Below are 14,450 nucleotides of genomic sequence, written 5' to 3'. Positions count from 1 at the left end.
GTGGCGGACACGGTCGCGTCCGCCGGTCAGACTCGAGGCCGGTCTTCGGACTTCCCGGGTGCGTTCCCCGGGTCACCGCAGCGGGCCCTGTGCCGGATTCTCACCGGCTTCCCGATTCTCCCCACGAGGGGCACCTCGAGTCTGTGTGCGGCTCACAATAGCGCCCATCGTCTTGGGTCGATGCGCCGGATATCGTCTCGACCCATGCGCACCCGGGTGACGGTGGTCGGAATCGGCGCGGACGGCTGGGCCGGTCTCGCGTCGGGCGCCCGCGCGCTCCTGGAGGACGCCGAGGTGGTCCTCGGCGGCCGCCGGCACCTCGAGATGCTCCCGGACGTGCCTGGTCAGCGGCGCGAGACCTGGCCGTCGCCGCTGCGCGACGGCCTGCCGGAGCTGCTGGAACGGTACGCCGGACGGCCCGTCGTCGCGCTCGCCTCCGGTGACCCGCTCGTCTCGGGCATCGCGACGACGCTGGTGGAGCTGCTCGGCGCCGAAGCGGTCGAGGTGGTTCCCGCGCTGTCGTCCGTCGCGCTGGCCCGCGCCCGGCTGCGGTGGCCGGCGGAGTCGACGGAGGTCGTCACGCTGGTCGGGCGCGACCCGCACGTCGTCGCCCGATCGCTCGCGCCCGGCCTGCGGCTGATCGTGCTGTCGTCGGACGGCTCGACACCCGCCGTCGTCGCCGCGCTGCTGACGGCGGCCGGCTACGGCGCCAGCCGCATGAGCGTGCTCGCCGACCTCGGCTCCGAATCCGAGTCGCGTGTCGACGGCGTCGCGGACTCGTGGGGCGAGCGCGCGGCGCCCGACCTGAACGTCGTCGCGGTCGAGTTGGCCGGCTCCGACGCCGCGGTCCGCGGGTTCACCGCCGGGCTACCGGAGGACGCCTTCGAGCACGACGGCCAGATCACCAAGCGGGACGTGCGCGCGTCGGCCCTGGCCAGGCTGGCGCCGCTGCCGCGTCAGCTGTTGTGGGACGTCGGTGCGGGTTCCGGCGCGGTGGCCATCGAGTGGATGCGAGCGCACTCGGCCTGCCGCGCGGTCGCGATCGAGTCGCGCGACGACCGCGCAGCCCGCATCGCCCGCAACGCCGCGTCGCTGGGCGTCCCCGCCCTGCGGGTGGTGACCGGACGCGCGCCCGCGGCGCTCGAGGGCCTGGACCGCCCGCACGCGATCTTCGTCGGGGGAGGGGCGACCGAGGGCGGCCTCCTCGATGCCTGCTGGGCGGCGCTGCGACCGGGTGGACGGCTCGTGGTCCACGGCGTGACCCTCGAGACGGAGACCGTCCTGGCCGAGCGGTACGCCCGGCACGGTGGCGAGCTCACCCGGATCCACGTCGAACACGCCGCCCCGATCGGGTCCTTCACCGGCTGGACCCCGTCGCGCGCCATCACCCAGTGGGCCGTGACGAAGGAGGAGACATGACCGTCCACTATGTCGGAGCCGGCCCCGGCGCGGCCGACCTGCTGACACTGCGCGCCGTCGCGCTGCTCAACGCCGCGCGGGTCTGCCTGTACCCGGGCACCTACATCGACGAGGCGGTCCTCGGTCATTGCCCTGACGGTGCGCAGCTGGTCGACACCCAGCATCTCGACCTCGACCAGATCACCGACCGGATCGTCGACGCCCACGCCGCGGGTCTCGAGGTGGTCCGGCTCTGCTCCGGAGACCCGTCGATCTACTCGGCGCTGCACGAGCAGACCAGGCGCCTCGACGCCCGCGGCGTGCCCTGGGACGTCACGCCCGGCGTCCCCGCGTACGCCGCGGCGGCGGCCCTGCTCGGAGTCGAGCTGACGGTGCCGGAGGTCGTCCAGTCCGTCGTGCTCACCCGTACTCAGGCGCGGTCGACGGCGATGCCCGCGGGGGAGCGGCTGGACCGGTTCGCCGCGACCGGCGCGTCGCTCGTGCTGCACCTGGCGATCACCCGCACCCGCGTGCTCGCAGCCGAGCTCGCGCAGACGTACGGGCCGGACTGCCCCGTCGCCGTCGTGGCCAACGCCAGTCAGCCGGCCCAGGTCGTGCTGCGGGGGACGCTCGACGACATCGCGGACCAGGTCGAGGCCGCGGGTCTGCGCAAGGCCGCGGTGATCCTCGTCGGCGCGGCGGTGGCCGAGGACGTCCGCGGTGCGGAGTCGTTCCTCTACGACCCGGCGCGCGACCGCTCGGTGAAGCGCGGCGTCCAGACCTGACCCGTAGCCGTGGTCCGAGTGCCGCTCGCGCCGACCAGCAGCAGGCACTTCATGTCGATCGCGTCGGGGTCGAGCTTGGCCAGGGTCGTGACGGTCAGCGACTCCTCGGCCCGGCCGACGTCGCGGCCGACGACGACCAGGGTGTCGGGGTCACGGTGCTCGAGCAGGACGGCCTTCGCCGCCGCGACCTGGGTAGTGCGCGTCCGCGATGCCGGGTTGTAGATCGCGAGCACCAGGTCGGCCGCCGCGACGGCGCGCAGCCGCCGCTCGATCAGCTCCCACGGCTTGAGGCGGTCGGACAGGCTCATGACCGCGAAGTCGCCGCCGATCGGCGCACCCGCGCGGGCCGCCACGGCCTGGACCGCCGAGACGCCGGGGAGCACCCGGATCGGCACGTCGGCGTAGGCCTCGTCCTCGGCCGCCTCGAAGACCGCGGCGGCCATGCCGAAGATCCCGGCGTCGCCGCCGGAGACCACCGCGACCCGTTCGCCGTTCTTCGCGAGGTCGAGCGCCAGCCGGGCCCGGTCGATCTCGACGGTGTTGCCCGACGCGTGGCGAGTCAGCCCCTCGCGCTGCGGGACCCGATTGACGTACGGCGCGTAGCCCACGATGTGCCGGACGCCGGCGAGCGCGTCGGTGACCTCCGGAGTGATCCAGTGGTCTGGGCCGGGGCCGAGGCCGACGACCAGGAGCTCGCCGATCGAGCCGGCCGGCGACGCCATGCGCGCTGCCGGCGCACGTCGGAACCGGACGGTGTCGCCGGGCACGACGATCAGGGAGAAGTACGGAACCGAGGACGGGTCGACGTCGGCGACCGGCAGCCGGCGCTCCTCGGCCATCGAGGCGCGCTCGACGTAGAGCGCGCCGTCGAGCCGGCCGGCCTGACGCAGCGCCGAGACGACGGCGGGGAACGTGCGGCCGAGCTTCATGATGATCGCGCCGTCGGTGTCGGCGAGCCGGCGCGCGAGCTCGGCCTCGGGCAGCGTGCCGGGCAGGATCGTCAGGACGTCGGTCTGCCGCACCAGGGGCGACGCCACGGCCGCGGTGGCGGCCGCGACCGAGGTGACGCCGGGGACGACCTCGGTGTCGAAGCGGCCGGAGAGGCGGTCGTGCATGTACATGTACGAGCCGTAGAACAGCGGGTCGCCCTCCGCGAGGACGACGACGGTGCGGCCGGCCTCGAGGTGCGCCGCGAGGCGTGCCGCCGACTCCTCGTAGAAGTCCGCGATCGCGCCGGCGTACCCACCCGGATGCGTCGTCGTCCCCGTCGTCACGGGGTAGCGCAGCTCTTCCTCGATCGCGTCGGCCGGGATGAGCTCGGCGGCGATGCGGCGCGCGTTGGACTGCTTGCCGACACCGGCGTGGTAGGCGACGACGTCGGCCTCGGCGATGAGGCGGGCCGCCTTGCGGGTGATCAGTTCGGGGTCGCCGGGGCCGAGGCCGACACCGTAGAGACGGCCGGTCACTCCTGCTCCTGCGCCAGCGCGTTGAGGGCGGAGGCCGCCATCGCCGACCCGCCGCGGCGTCCGTGCACCGTGAGGAAGGGGACGTCGAGCTCGAACGAAGCGAGCGCCTGCTTGGACTCGGCCGCGCCGACGAAGCCGACCGGGAGGCCGATGATCGCCGCGGGCCGCGGCGCACCGTCCAGCAGCATCTCGAGCAGGTGGAACAGGGCCGTGGGCGCGTTGCCGAAGGCCACGACGGCGCCGTCGAGCCGGTCGGCCCACAGCGACACCGCCGCCGCGGAACGGGTCGTCGACCACGCCGTCGCCAGGGCCGCCACCCGCTCGTCGTGCAGCAGGCACAGGACGTCGTTGTCCTTGGGGAGCCGGGCCCGGGTGACGCCCGCGGCGACCATCGTCGCGTCGGTCAGGATCGGGGCGCCCGCCCGCAGCGCGTCGCGCGCGGCGCCGACCAGGCGCGGGTGGACGTCGAGGTCGTCCGTCAGGTCGACCTGCCCGCAGGCGTGCACCATGCGGACGGCGACCTTCTCGGCGTCGGCCGGCAGCCGTGACAGGTCGGACTCGGCCCGGATCGTGGCGAAGGATTCGGCATAGATCGCCGCGCCGTCGGCGGCGTAGTCGAAGCGACGGGTCGGTCGGGTGGCGCTCACGGGATCTCCAGGTCGGGGACGACGATGCTGCGCCACGGCGTGACGATCACCTCGGCGCCGGCGCGCTCGAGGACGGTCGCGGCGAGCTCGGGGGTGAGCAGGCCATCGGGCACCGCGAGATGGTGGGCGCCACGGCCGTCGTCCTGCGTCATGATGCCGTACGGCGGCGGCAGCGCGCTGACGTGGGTGCGCGGGTCCCGGGCGGGCGGATGCTCCAGCAGCTCCGCCCCGCCCCCGGGCAGTTCGTCGACGTGCCAGCTCGCCGTCCCGCCCTCGCCGCGGCGGGCGAGGAACGCGCGGGCGTGGTCGAGCAGCGCCTCCGCGGCGTGGTCGAGTGTCACCAGCGGCCCCCAGTGGCCGGAGCCGGCCCGGATCTGCGCGGTGTGGGCGTCGACGGCCACGAGCCCGAGGTCGAGCGGCCGCGCGGCGACGTCGCCACGCCCGTCGTCCAGCACGAACAGGAACCGGCCCGCCAGCGCCGAGAACGCGGGGTCGGCGCAGAGCAGGCGGTCGAGCTCGCGGGCCGTGCGCCGCAGGTCGGCGCGGCCGCCCAGCCGGCCGGTCATCGGCGAGACCATGACGTTGCGCACGAGCTCGTGGCTGCGCGACGGCACCAGCCCGGCGGCCTCCAGCGCGTCCACGAGCGACGGCGCGACGCACCCGCCGGCGTGCTCGATGCCGCGCAGCTGGAGGTTGCCGCGCGTGGTCAGCTGCACCGTCCCGTCGGCGTGTGCGGCCGCGATGACCAGCAGTGATCTCAGCGCGTCCGTCGGCAGCACCCCGCCCACGAGGCGCAGCCGGACCAGGGCGCCGTCGTCGGCGATCCACGGCCGCAGCACCCCGGGGCAGCGGTCGGGGCGGGAACGGATCGTCACGCGACGATGGTGCCACGCACGTCGCAGGCGGCTGAGTGGGAAGGGTCACACCGCCCTGTTGCGTATGTGACCCACCCTGCTAGGTTCGTCTCGCCAGTCAACTCAGCAATGAGCCAGGGAACCCGGTGCGAATCCGGGACTGACGCGCAGCGGTGAGGGTGACGGACGGAGCACGACGCCACTGGACGCGAGTCTGGGAAGGCGCTCCGTCCGGTCGATCCCGAGTCCGAAGACCTGCTGGCCGTGGACCTCGCGTCCGCGACACCCGACCACCAGGCATCGCGACATATGCCTCCGGACCGAGAGAACCGCCATGACTTCGTTCCTTCCTGCCCGGACGGCGGCCGGCCTGGTGGCCGGAGTGGCCCTGCTGGGCGCCTGCGCCGGGGCACCCGAGGACGACGACGCCGTCGCCGCGAGCGGCGACTACCCGGCCAGCGTCACCAGTTGTGACTTCACGACCACGGTCGAGGCCGCGCCGGCGCAGGTCGTCACCGTCTACCAGGGCGCGACCGAGGTGATGCTCGCGCTCGGCCTGCAGGACCACCTGCTGGCGACGTACGGACTCGACGACGCGGTCGCCGAGCGATGGGCCGACGCCTACGAGGCGATCCCGGTCATCGAGGGCGACAGCGCGCCGTCCCGCGAGGAGCTGCTGAGCCGCGGGGCGGACTTCGTCTACGGCTCCTACATCAGCGCCTTCGAGGACAAGACCGCCGGTTCGCGGGAGGAACTCGCCGACCTGGGCGTGGCGGCGTACGTGTCGCCGTTCAGCTGCGGCACGCCCGAGACGAGCAGGCCCGCCAGCTTCGAGAACGTGTGGGCGGAGGTCCGCGACATCGCGACGCTGTTCGATGTCGAGGACCGAGCCGAGGACTTCATCGAGAGCCAGCAGAGCGAACTGCTCGAGATCGAGGCCCAGCAGGCCGGCGAAGGACTGTCGATCTTCTGGTACGACTCGGGCGACAAGGTGCCCTACACCGGCGTCGGCACCGGCGCGCCGCAGATCATCATCGACACCGTCGCAGCGACCAACCCGTTCGCCTCCATCAAGGGCAACTGGGCCGACGTCAGCTGGGAGCAGGTCATCGCCGCCGATCCCGACGTGATCGTGCTCGCGGACGCCTCGTGGTCGACCGCGGACGAGAAGATCGCCTATCTCGAGAACGACCGCGTGCTGAGCCAGCTGCGCGCGGTCCGAGCCGGGAGCTACGTCACGATCCCGTTCTCGGAGACGACGCCGGGCGTCCGGGTCCTCGACGGCGCGGCCCGCGTCTCCGAACAGCTCGCCGACCTGCCGATCGGCTGACGGTGTCCGCCGTCGCCTCGCCGGTCGTCGCCCGGGCCCGGCGGTCCGGCGTGATCGTCGCGCTGACGGTCGTGCTGCTGACGTCTATGGTGGCCGCGCTCGCGCTGGGCGCGGTGACCATGCCGGTGGGGTCGGTCCTGGAGGTCGTCGGCCGGCGCCTGGGCCTGGCCGACGTCGACGTCACGCTGCTCGACGACCAGATCGTCTGGCAGTTGCGCCTGCCGCGCGTCCTCGGCGCAGCCGCGACCGGGGCGGGTCTGGCCATGGTCGGTGCGGTGCTGCAATCCCTGACCCGCAACGACCTGGCCGATCCCTACCTGCTGGGCATCTCCGGCGGCGCCTCGGTCGGCGCCGTGATGGTGATCGTGCTGGGTGTGTCGGTGGCCGGCGTCACGGGCTCGGCGATGCTGACCGCCGGCGCCTTCGCCGGTGCGCTGGCCGCTCTGTTCGTGGTGCTGCTGCTCGCGAGCGATCGCACCGGGGCCTTGCCACCGGCGCGCACGATCCTGGCCGGCGTCGCGGTCGGCCAGATCTGCGCTGCGTACACGGCCTTCGTCGTGATCATGAACGGTGACGGCGACGCGGCGCGGCGGGTGCTGAGCTGGACGCTGGGGTCGCTGGCGGGCGTGCGCTGGGGTTCGGCGATCTTCCTGGTCGCCGTGACGCTGGTGGCGGCCGTGGTGATCATGGCGTTCGCGTCGGACCTCGACGCGTTCGCCTTCGGCGAGTCCGCGGCTGGCTCCCTCGGGGTGAACGTCCACCGGCTGCGCTGGCTGCTGATGGTGGTGACGGCGCTGCTCACCGCCTGCCTGGTGTCCTACACCGGCGCGATCGGCTTCGTCGGGCTGGTCGTGCCACACATCGCCCGCATGCTGATCGGCGTCCGGCACCACCGTCTGCTGCCGGCCAGCGCGCTCGGCGGCGCCACGCTGCTCGTCTGGGCCGACACCGCCGCCCGTTCGCTGGTGAGCAGCCAGGAGATCCCGGTGGGTGTCGTCACGGCCGCCGTCGGCGCGCCGGTGTTCGCCGTCCTGCTGCGCCGGGCCAGGAGGCGCGCATGAGGATCGTCGTCCACGCGGTGAGCTGGGACGTCGCCGGCCGCCGCGTCGTCGACGGGGTGAGCCTGACCTGCGAGCCGGGCACCGTCACCGGGCTGCTCGGCCCCAACGGCTCGGGCAAGACCTCGCTGTTGCACGTCCTGTCCGGACTGCGCGCCCCTGCGGACGGCTCGGTGCTGGTCGACGGCCGGAACCTGCACGCCATGGACGCGCGGACCAGGGCTCGCCGGGTGGCACTGGTGGAACAGCACGCCTCGACCGACCTGGACCTGAGCGTCCGCGAGGTCGTCGAGCTGGGCCGGATCCCGCATCGGGGTCGCTGGCCGGCCCGGACCGCAGAGGGCGGGGCGGCGATCGCGGCGGCGATGCGCATCGGCCGCGTCGCCGGCCTGGCGGGCCGCCGCTGGCAGACGCTGTCCGGCGGCGAACGACAACGCGTCCAGCTCGCGCGGGCGCTCGCGCAGGAGCCGGCGACGCTGATCCTGGACGAGCCGACCAACCACCTCGACCTGGGTCACCAGATCGACTTCATGCGGACCGTGCGCGGCCTGGGCCTCACCACCATCGCGGCCCTGCACGACCTGGATCTCGCGGCGGCCTTCTGCGACCGGCTCGTGGTGCTGGACGCCGGACGCGTCGTGGCGCAGGGGCCGGCGGCCGACGTCCTGACGTCCGAGCTGGTGGCCGACGTCTACGGGGTCACCGCTCACGTCGAGCACCACGCCGGCGCCGACCGGCTGCACGTGGTGTGGGAACGATGAGCGCCGTCGTCCTGGTCGCGATGTCGGTCCGCGAGGACGCGGTCCGCGACGAGTTGGCTGCCCTCGCCGCAGCGCGCGAGGGCCGCACCCTCGCGTTCCTCCAGCTGGGCGAGCCGTCGCTGTCCGCCGAGCTCAGCCGGCTGGCCGACCAGGGCTGTCGCTCGGTCGTCCTCGTCGGGGTGTGCCTGGCGCGCCGGGCGGTCGCGCGGTCGTGGCTGCGCCGCGTCGCCGCGCACTGGCGGCGTGAGCGGACCGGGCCGGCGCCCGAGTTGATCGTCGCGCCCGGCGTCCTGCGAGCGATCGACCACGTCCGGCTCGACGCCCTGGTCGAGGAGGCGCGTGCGTCCGCGGACGGGCGGGTCGGTGGCGCGGAGGCGCCGCTGGAGTCGCCGGGCTGGGCGGACGTCCCGGGACACCGCCACCACGTGCTGGTGTGCCGCGGCCCGCGATGCACCGCCCGAGGCGCCGACGAGACGGCGGCCGCCTTCGGCGGCGCGCTGGACGAGGCGGGGCTCGGCGACGACGACGTGCTGGTCGCCCAGACCGGCTGTCTCTTCCCGTGCAATCACGCGCCGGTGCTCGTCGTCCATCCCGACGACGTCTGGTACGGGCGGGTGGGCACCGAGGCCTGCCGCGACATCGTCGAGCAGCACCTGCTGGCCGGCCGGCCGGTCCAGGACCGGCGGCTGGCCAGAACCGTGAAACCCGAGGAGGAACGATGACGCGCATCGCGTTGCTGTCCACGTCCGACACCGATCTGCTGTCGGCCCGTGCGAGCGGCGCCGACTACGCGCTGGCCAACCCCGCGCGCCTCGACGTCGTCGCCGATCTCCCGGCCGCGATCGAGACCGCCGACCTGGTCGTGGTCCGCATCCTGGGCACGGCGGACTCCTGGCGCGACGGACTCGACGCCGTGCGGGCGGCCGGTGCGCCGGTCGTCGTCCTCGGCGGCGAGCAGCCCCCTGACGCCGAGCTGATGAGCCACTCGACCGTGCCGGTGGGCATCGCGGCCGACGCGCATCGCTACCTCGCGGAGGGCGGGCCCGCGAACCTCGCGCAGCTGCACGCGTTCCTCTCCGACACCGTGCTGCTGACCGGGACCGGCTTCGAGCCGCCCATGGTGCTGCCCGAGTGGGGCGTGGCGGAGCGGGCGGAGGTCGCGGACGACCGGCCGCGCATCGGCATCCTCTACTACCGGGCCCACGAGGCGAGCGGCAACAGCGGCTTCGCGCACGCCCTCGCCGACGCCGTCGACGCCACAGGCGAGGCGGTGGGGGTGCCGATCTTCAGCTCGTCGCTGCGGGCCGCCCCCGACGACCTGTTCGCCGAGCTCGGCACCCTTGACGCGCTGATCGTCACGGTGCTCGCGGCCGGCGGGACCCGGCCCGGCACCGTCAGCGCCGGCGGCGACGACGAGTCGTGGGACGTCGAGCGGCTGAAGGCGCTGGACATCCCGATCCTGCAGGGGCTGTGCCTCACCTCCAGCCGGGCCGACTGGGCGGCGTCCGACGACGGCGTCACCCCGCTGGACTCGGCCAGCCAGATCGCGATCCCGGAGTTCGACGGCCGGATCATCACCGCGCCGTTCTCGTTCAAGGAGATCGACGAGGACGGGCTGCCGCGCTACGTCGCCGACGAGGAACGCTGCGCCCGGGTGGCCGGCATCGCCGTCGCACACGCCCGGCTGCGCCACGTGCCGCCGTCCGGCCGCCGGATCGCGGTGATGCTCTCGGCCTACCCCACGAAGCACTCCCGCGTCGGCAACGCCGTCGGCCTCGACACCCCGGTCTCGGCCGTGCGCCTGCTGCGCGCGATGCGCGAGCAGGGCTACGACCTCGGCGCTCCCGGCGACGTGCCTGGGCTGGACCTCGAGGACGACACCGAGGCCGGCAACGCGCTGATCCACGCGCTGATCGCCGCCGGCGGTCAGGACGAGGAGTGGCTCACCAGTGCGCAGCTCAACGAGAGCCACGTCCGTATCGGCGCCGGTCAGTACGCCGAGTGGTTCGCGGCGCTGCATCCCGACCTGCGCGACGCCGTGACCGAGACGTGGGGCGCGCCGCCTGGTGAGCTGTTCGTCAACGACGACTGCGAGCTCGTGCTGGCCACGATCCGGGCCGGCAACGTGGTGCTGCTGATCCAGCCGCCGCGCGGTTTCGGCGAGAACCCGGTCGCGATCTACCACGACCCGGACATGGCGCCGTCGCACCACTATCTGGCCGCGTACCGGTGGCTGGCGCACGGGTTCGGCGCCCATGCCGTGGTCCATCTCGGCAAGCACGGTTCGATGGAGTGGCTGCCTGGGAAGAACGCCGCGCTGTCGGCGGCGTGCGCGACCGACGCCGCGATCGGCGACCTGCCGTTGATCTACCCGTTCCTCGTCAACGACCCGGGCGAGGGCGCCCAGGCCAAGCGCCGGGCCCACGCGACCATCGTCGACCACTTGATCCCGCCGATGGCCCGCGCGGAGTCGTACGGCGACATCGCCAGGCTCGAGCAGCTGCTCGACGAGTACGCGAACATCGCCGCGATGGACCCGGCCAAGCTGCCGGCCATCCGTGCGCAGATCTGGACGCTGATGCACGCCGCCCAGCTGCACCAGGACCTCGGCCTGGAGGAACGTCCCGGCGACGAGGAGTTCGACGACTTCATCCTGCACGTCGACGGCTGGCTCTGCGAGGTCAAGGACGCGCAGATCCGCGACGGCCTGCACATCCTCGGCCAGGCGCCGCAGGGCGAGACGCGGGTCGACCTGGTGCTCGCGATCCTGCGCGCGACGCAGATCTGGGGCGGCGACGCCGGAGCGCTGCCCGGTCTGCGCGCGGCCCTCGGGCTGAAGGACGGCGCCGGGCTGGGCGCCGTCGACGCGATCGAGGCACAGGCGGCGGCCCTGGTCCAGGCCATGGAGGAGCACGGCTGGGACCCCGCGGCGGCCGTGACGGTGCACGACGACCCCGTAGTCGTGCGCATCCTCGAGTTCGCGGCCACCGAGGTCGTCCCGAGGCTCGCGCAGACGACCGACGAGATCGGCGCCGTCCTGCACGCCCTCGACGGCGGGTTCGTCCCGGCCGGGCCGTCGGGCTCGCCGCTGCGCGGGCTGGTCAACGTGCTGCCGACCGGCCGCAACTTCTACACCGTCGACCCCAAGGCGGTGCCGTCCCGGCTGGCGTGGGAGACCGGCCGGGCCATGGCCGACTCGCTGATCGAGCGGCACCTGGCCGACACGGGGGAGTACCCGCGATCGGTCGGGCTGTCCGTCTGGGGCACGTCCGCGATGCGCACGTCGGGCGACGACATCGCCGAGGTGCTGGCGCTGATCGGCGTCGAACCGTCGTGGGACGAGGCCTCGCGCCGCGTCGACGGCCTGCGGGTCGTGCCGCTCGACGAGCTCGGCCGCCCGCGCATCGACGTCACCGTGCGCATCTCCGGCTTCTTCCGCGACGCGTTCCCGCACGTCATCGGCATTCTCGACGACGCGATCCGGCAGGTCGCCGAACTTGACGAGCCCGACGACCGCAACTACGTCCGCGCTCACGCGCAGCGGGACCTGGCCGGCCACGGCGACGCGCGCCGCGCGACGACGCGCATCTTCGGCTCGAAGCCCGGCTCGTACGGCGCCGGCATCCTGCAGGTCGTCGAGGCCGGCAACTGGCGCGACGACCAGGACCTCGCCGAGGTCTACACCGCCTGGGGCGGCTTCGCCTACGGCCGCGACCTCGACGGCGTCCCGGCCGCCGACGACATGCGGGCCAACTACCGGCGCATCGCCGTCGCCGCCAAGAACATCGACAGCCGGGAACACGACATCGCCGACTCCGACGACTACTTCCAGTACCACGGCGGCATGGTCGCGACCGTGCGCGCGCTGAGCGGCGCGGACCCCAAGGCGTACGTCGGCGACTCCACCACGCCCGACGCCGTCCGCACGCGGAGCCTGCAGGAGGAGACCACGCGGGTGTTCCGCGCTCGCGTCGTCAACCCGCGCTGGATCGGCGCGATGCGGCGCCACGGCTACAAGGGCGCGTTCGAGCTCGCCGCGACCGTCGACTACCTCTACGGCTTCGACGCCACGACCGGCGTCGTCCACGACTGGATGTACGAGGCCCTCGCCAAGGAGTACGTGCTGGACGAGCAGAACCAGGCGTTCCTGAAGGAGGCCAATCCCTGGGCGCTGCGCGGCATCATCGAGCGGCTCGACGAGGCCGCCCAGCGTGAGCTGTGGGCCGACCCGGATCCCGCGGTGCTCGACGCCATGCGGCAGGTCTACCTCGACGTCGAGGGCGACCTGGAGGACCGCGCGTGACGAGGCGGGTCCGCGTCATCGGCGTCGGCCCGGGCGACCCCGAGCAGGTGACGCTCGAGGCGGTCGCGGCGATGCGCTCGGTGGCGTACTTCGTGGTCGCCGACAAGGGCCCGGACGACCCGCTGCTCGCCGCCCGGCAGGCGCTGCTCGACCGCCACGTCGGCGCCGCCCGCGTCGTGGCGGTGCCCGACCCGGAACGCGACCGGTCGGTCGCGGCCACCGGCGACTACCTCGGCGCCGTCACCGACTGGCACGACGCCCGCGCGGCGGCGTACGAGCGGGTGCTGCTCGACCACGACGGCGACGCGGGGTTCCTCGTCTGGGGCGACCCGGCCTTCTACGACTCCACCATCCGCATCGTCGAGAAGGTGCTCGCGCGCGGCAACGCCGGCTTCGAGTGGGACGTCATCCCGGGTGTCTCGAGCCTGCAGCTCCTGGCCGCGCGGCACCGGATCGTGCTCCACGACATCGGCCGGCCGGTCACCGTCACGACCGCGCGCCGGCTGTGCGAGGCCGTCGCCGCGGGGGCGGACAACGTCCTGGTCATGCTGAGCGCGCGCCTCGACCTGGACGACCTGCGCGACTGGGACATCTGGTGGGGCGCCAACCTCGGCACGCCGCACGAGCGGCTCGTCGCCGGACGCGTCGGCGACGTCCTCGCCGAGATCCACGAGGCACGCGCCGCGGTGAAGTCCGCCGCCGGCTGGCTCATGGACGTCTACCTGCTGCGTGGTGCCCGCGGGCCGCTCGCCGCCGACCGGTCCGTCACCCTCACGTGACCAGCGCCTCGGATTGGCCCAGAGGCGCTCGGGTGCGACCACAGCGCGATCCATACGGCGGGGCGCTACCAGGTGACATCGTCGAGCGCCGGCCAGGGCGGACCGTCCCGCAGAGCGTCGAGGAACGCAAATCCTGATGGCCTCCCGCTGGGGTGTTGGTCATCGCGGCTCCAGCGGTGGGTTGCGATGATCGCCAGGACGACGCCTCGGCAGTCGCCCACCACGTCTTCGTCAGCGTTCGGATAGCGCTCGCCGACCTCTTCGGGCACCCACGCGATGTCGTACTCGACTGGCCCTTCGGCGGTGTTCTCGAAGTCGATGAAGAGTGGCCCGTTCTTCGTGTTGAGCACGTTCCACGGGTGCGGCTCGCCGTGGAGTAGCTGCTCGGGAGGGCGCCGGTCGACGATCGACTGGCGCAGATCGCGCAGCGTGTTGGCGAGCAGCACCCGGTCCGCATCGGCAAGATCGGGGGTGACGTCACGGCTCGCGACGTCTCGTTGAGTAGCGGCGACGCGATCCATGACGTGCGGTGTCGTGAGGTCGAGTTGCCGCAGGCCGGCGTGAAGACTCTCGAGCGCCTGCGCGTAATCGGCCGGCGGGGGCACTCGAGCCTGCACTGGCTCGTAGTGGGTCCACAGGGTGATTTTGAAGCCGCCACGCACGAAGACGCGTGGGTGGACGCGAGCCTCGAGCGCGGCAACTGGGCTGTCCGTCTGCATGAGCCGTTTCACGAGTTCGACTTCTCGCTCTGCGCTCGCGAAATGTGTCACGGGTGTGACTCGAGCGACGATGTCGCATGGCGTCAGGTGAACGACGAGCCGATTGGAGTCGCTGAGAACGACCGCGTCGTTGACCGTCAAGTCGAGCGATGAGACCGTCGATATCGCTGCGTCCACCGCACGCCGCGCCGCCGCTGCCTCCATCTGCTTGTGCCCTCCCGTCGTGGGCAGCCGCCCCATGCGCGCCTGCGTCAGCTCGCGACGCGCACCAGGGCGAACACCACAGACATCAGCACGATGACGACGGCCGTCGCCATGGCGAGCCGGTCGGCGAGTATGCGGCGCACTGG

General features: G+C 73.3%; 12 protein-coding genes and 2 riboswitches. Of the genes, 8 read left to right on the top strand and 4 right to left on the bottom strand.

Features of this window, described 5'->3' with window-relative positions:
• Positions 1 to 18: 18 nt before the first annotated feature.
• Positions 19 to 153: riboswitch (cobalamin riboswitch) on the bottom strand.
• A 51-nt stretch (positions 154 to 204) separates the two neighbouring features.
• Complete coding sequence (gene cbiE / locus BLU82_RS20575) at positions 205 to 1,419, top strand: precorrin-6y C5,15-methyltransferase (decarboxylating) subunit CbiE (protein ID WP_197682357.1); 1,215 nt, start codon at positions 205 to 207, stop codon at positions 1,417 to 1,419.
• Complete coding sequence (locus BLU82_RS20570) at positions 1,416 to 2,183, top strand: cobalt-precorrin-4/precorrin-4 C(11)-methyltransferase (protein WP_092622952.1); 768 nt, start codon at positions 1,416 to 1,418, stop codon at positions 2,181 to 2,183. The genes cbiE and BLU82_RS20570 overlap by 4 nt, the downstream gene beginning before the upstream one ends.
• Here the strand turns inward: BLU82_RS20570 and BLU82_RS20565 are convergent.
• From BLU82_RS20565 to BLU82_RS20555, 3 genes are read right to left on the bottom strand one after another with little or no spacing between them, the layout of a single operon-like run.
• On the bottom strand, positions 2,135 to 3,649 hold the full coding sequence (locus tag BLU82_RS20565; RefSeq protein WP_092622951.1) for a precorrin-2 C(20)-methyltransferase: 1,515 nt from the start codon (positions 3,647 to 3,649) through the stop codon (positions 2,135 to 2,137). The two genes, BLU82_RS20570 and BLU82_RS20565, sit on opposite strands and share 49 nt — an antisense overlap.
• Positions 3,646 to 4,296 (bottom strand): precorrin-8X methylmutase, encoded by a 651-nt coding sequence (locus tag BLU82_RS20560; RefSeq protein ID WP_092622950.1) that lies wholly within the window; start codon positions 4,294 to 4,296, stop codon positions 3,646 to 3,648. The genes BLU82_RS20565 and BLU82_RS20560 overlap by 4 nt, the downstream gene beginning before the upstream one ends.
• Entirely contained in the window at positions 4,293 to 5,171 is an 879-nt protein-coding gene (locus BLU82_RS20555) for a sulfite reductase subunit beta (RefSeq protein ID WP_092622949.1), read from the bottom strand. The genes BLU82_RS20560 and BLU82_RS20555 overlap by 4 nt, the downstream gene beginning before the upstream one ends.
• Before the next feature lie 77 nt (positions 5,172 to 5,248).
• A riboswitch (cobalamin riboswitch) is annotated at positions 5,249 to 5,428 on the top strand.
• Positions 5,429 to 5,484: 56 nt separating this feature from the next.
• Here BLU82_RS20555 and BLU82_RS20550 point away from each other — a divergent pair.
• The 6 genes from BLU82_RS20550 to cobF all read left to right on the top strand — a co-directional run bounded on the left by BLU82_RS20550 (position 5,485) and on the right by cobF (position 13,381).
• Positions 5,485 to 6,480 carry an ABC transporter substrate-binding protein gene (locus BLU82_RS20550; RefSeq protein ID WP_092622948.1) on the top strand — a complete coding sequence of 332 codons (996 nt, stop codon included), beginning with the start codon at positions 5,485 to 5,487 and terminating at the stop codon, positions 6,478 to 6,480.
• A gap of 86 nt (positions 6,481 to 6,566) precedes the next feature.
• Entirely contained in the window at positions 6,567 to 7,541 is a 975-nt protein-coding gene (locus BLU82_RS20545; protein WP_092626078.1) for an iron chelate uptake ABC transporter family permease subunit, read from the top strand.
• The gene (locus tag BLU82_RS20540; protein WP_092622947.1) at positions 7,538 to 8,299 is read left to right on the top strand and encodes an ABC transporter ATP-binding protein; all 762 of its coding nucleotides are present in this window, start codon (positions 7,538 to 7,540) and stop codon (positions 8,297 to 8,299) included. Before BLU82_RS20545 ends, BLU82_RS20540 begins: the two co-directional genes overlap by 4 nt.
• On the top strand, positions 8,296 to 9,021 hold the full coding sequence (locus BLU82_RS20535) for a ferredoxin (RefSeq protein ID WP_092622946.1): 726 nt from the start codon (positions 8,296 to 8,298) through the stop codon (positions 9,019 to 9,021). Before BLU82_RS20540 ends, BLU82_RS20535 begins: the two co-directional genes overlap by 4 nt.
• Positions 9,018 to 12,602 (top strand): cobaltochelatase subunit CobN, encoded by a 3,585-nt coding sequence (cobN, locus tag BLU82_RS20530; protein ID WP_092622945.1) that lies wholly within the window; start codon positions 9,018 to 9,020, stop codon positions 12,600 to 12,602. The genes BLU82_RS20535 and cobN overlap by 4 nt, the downstream gene beginning before the upstream one ends.
• Positions 12,599 to 13,381 (top strand): precorrin-6A synthase (deacetylating), encoded by a 783-nt coding sequence (gene cobF, locus BLU82_RS20525; protein WP_092622944.1) that lies wholly within the window; start codon positions 12,599 to 12,601, stop codon positions 13,379 to 13,381. The genes cobN and cobF overlap by 4 nt, the downstream gene beginning before the upstream one ends.
• 65 nt (positions 13,382 to 13,446) lie before the next feature.
• On the opposite strand, the gene BLU82_RS20520 is transcribed toward cobF, so the two are convergent.
• Positions 13,447 to 14,340, bottom strand: coding sequence for an aminoglycoside phosphotransferase family protein (locus BLU82_RS20520; RefSeq protein WP_197682356.1), 894 nt, complete (start codon positions 14,338 to 14,340; stop codon positions 13,447 to 13,449).
• Positions 14,341 to 14,450: the final 110 nt, after the last annotated feature.

The sequence above is a fragment of the Jiangella sp. DSM 45060 genome, assembly GCF_900105175.1.
Lineage (GTDB): Bacteria > Actinomycetota > Actinomycetes > Jiangellales > Jiangellaceae > Jiangella.
The sequence above is the reverse complement of the archived record's forward strand: the minus strand, read 5'-3'. Positions and strand labels throughout refer to the sequence as shown.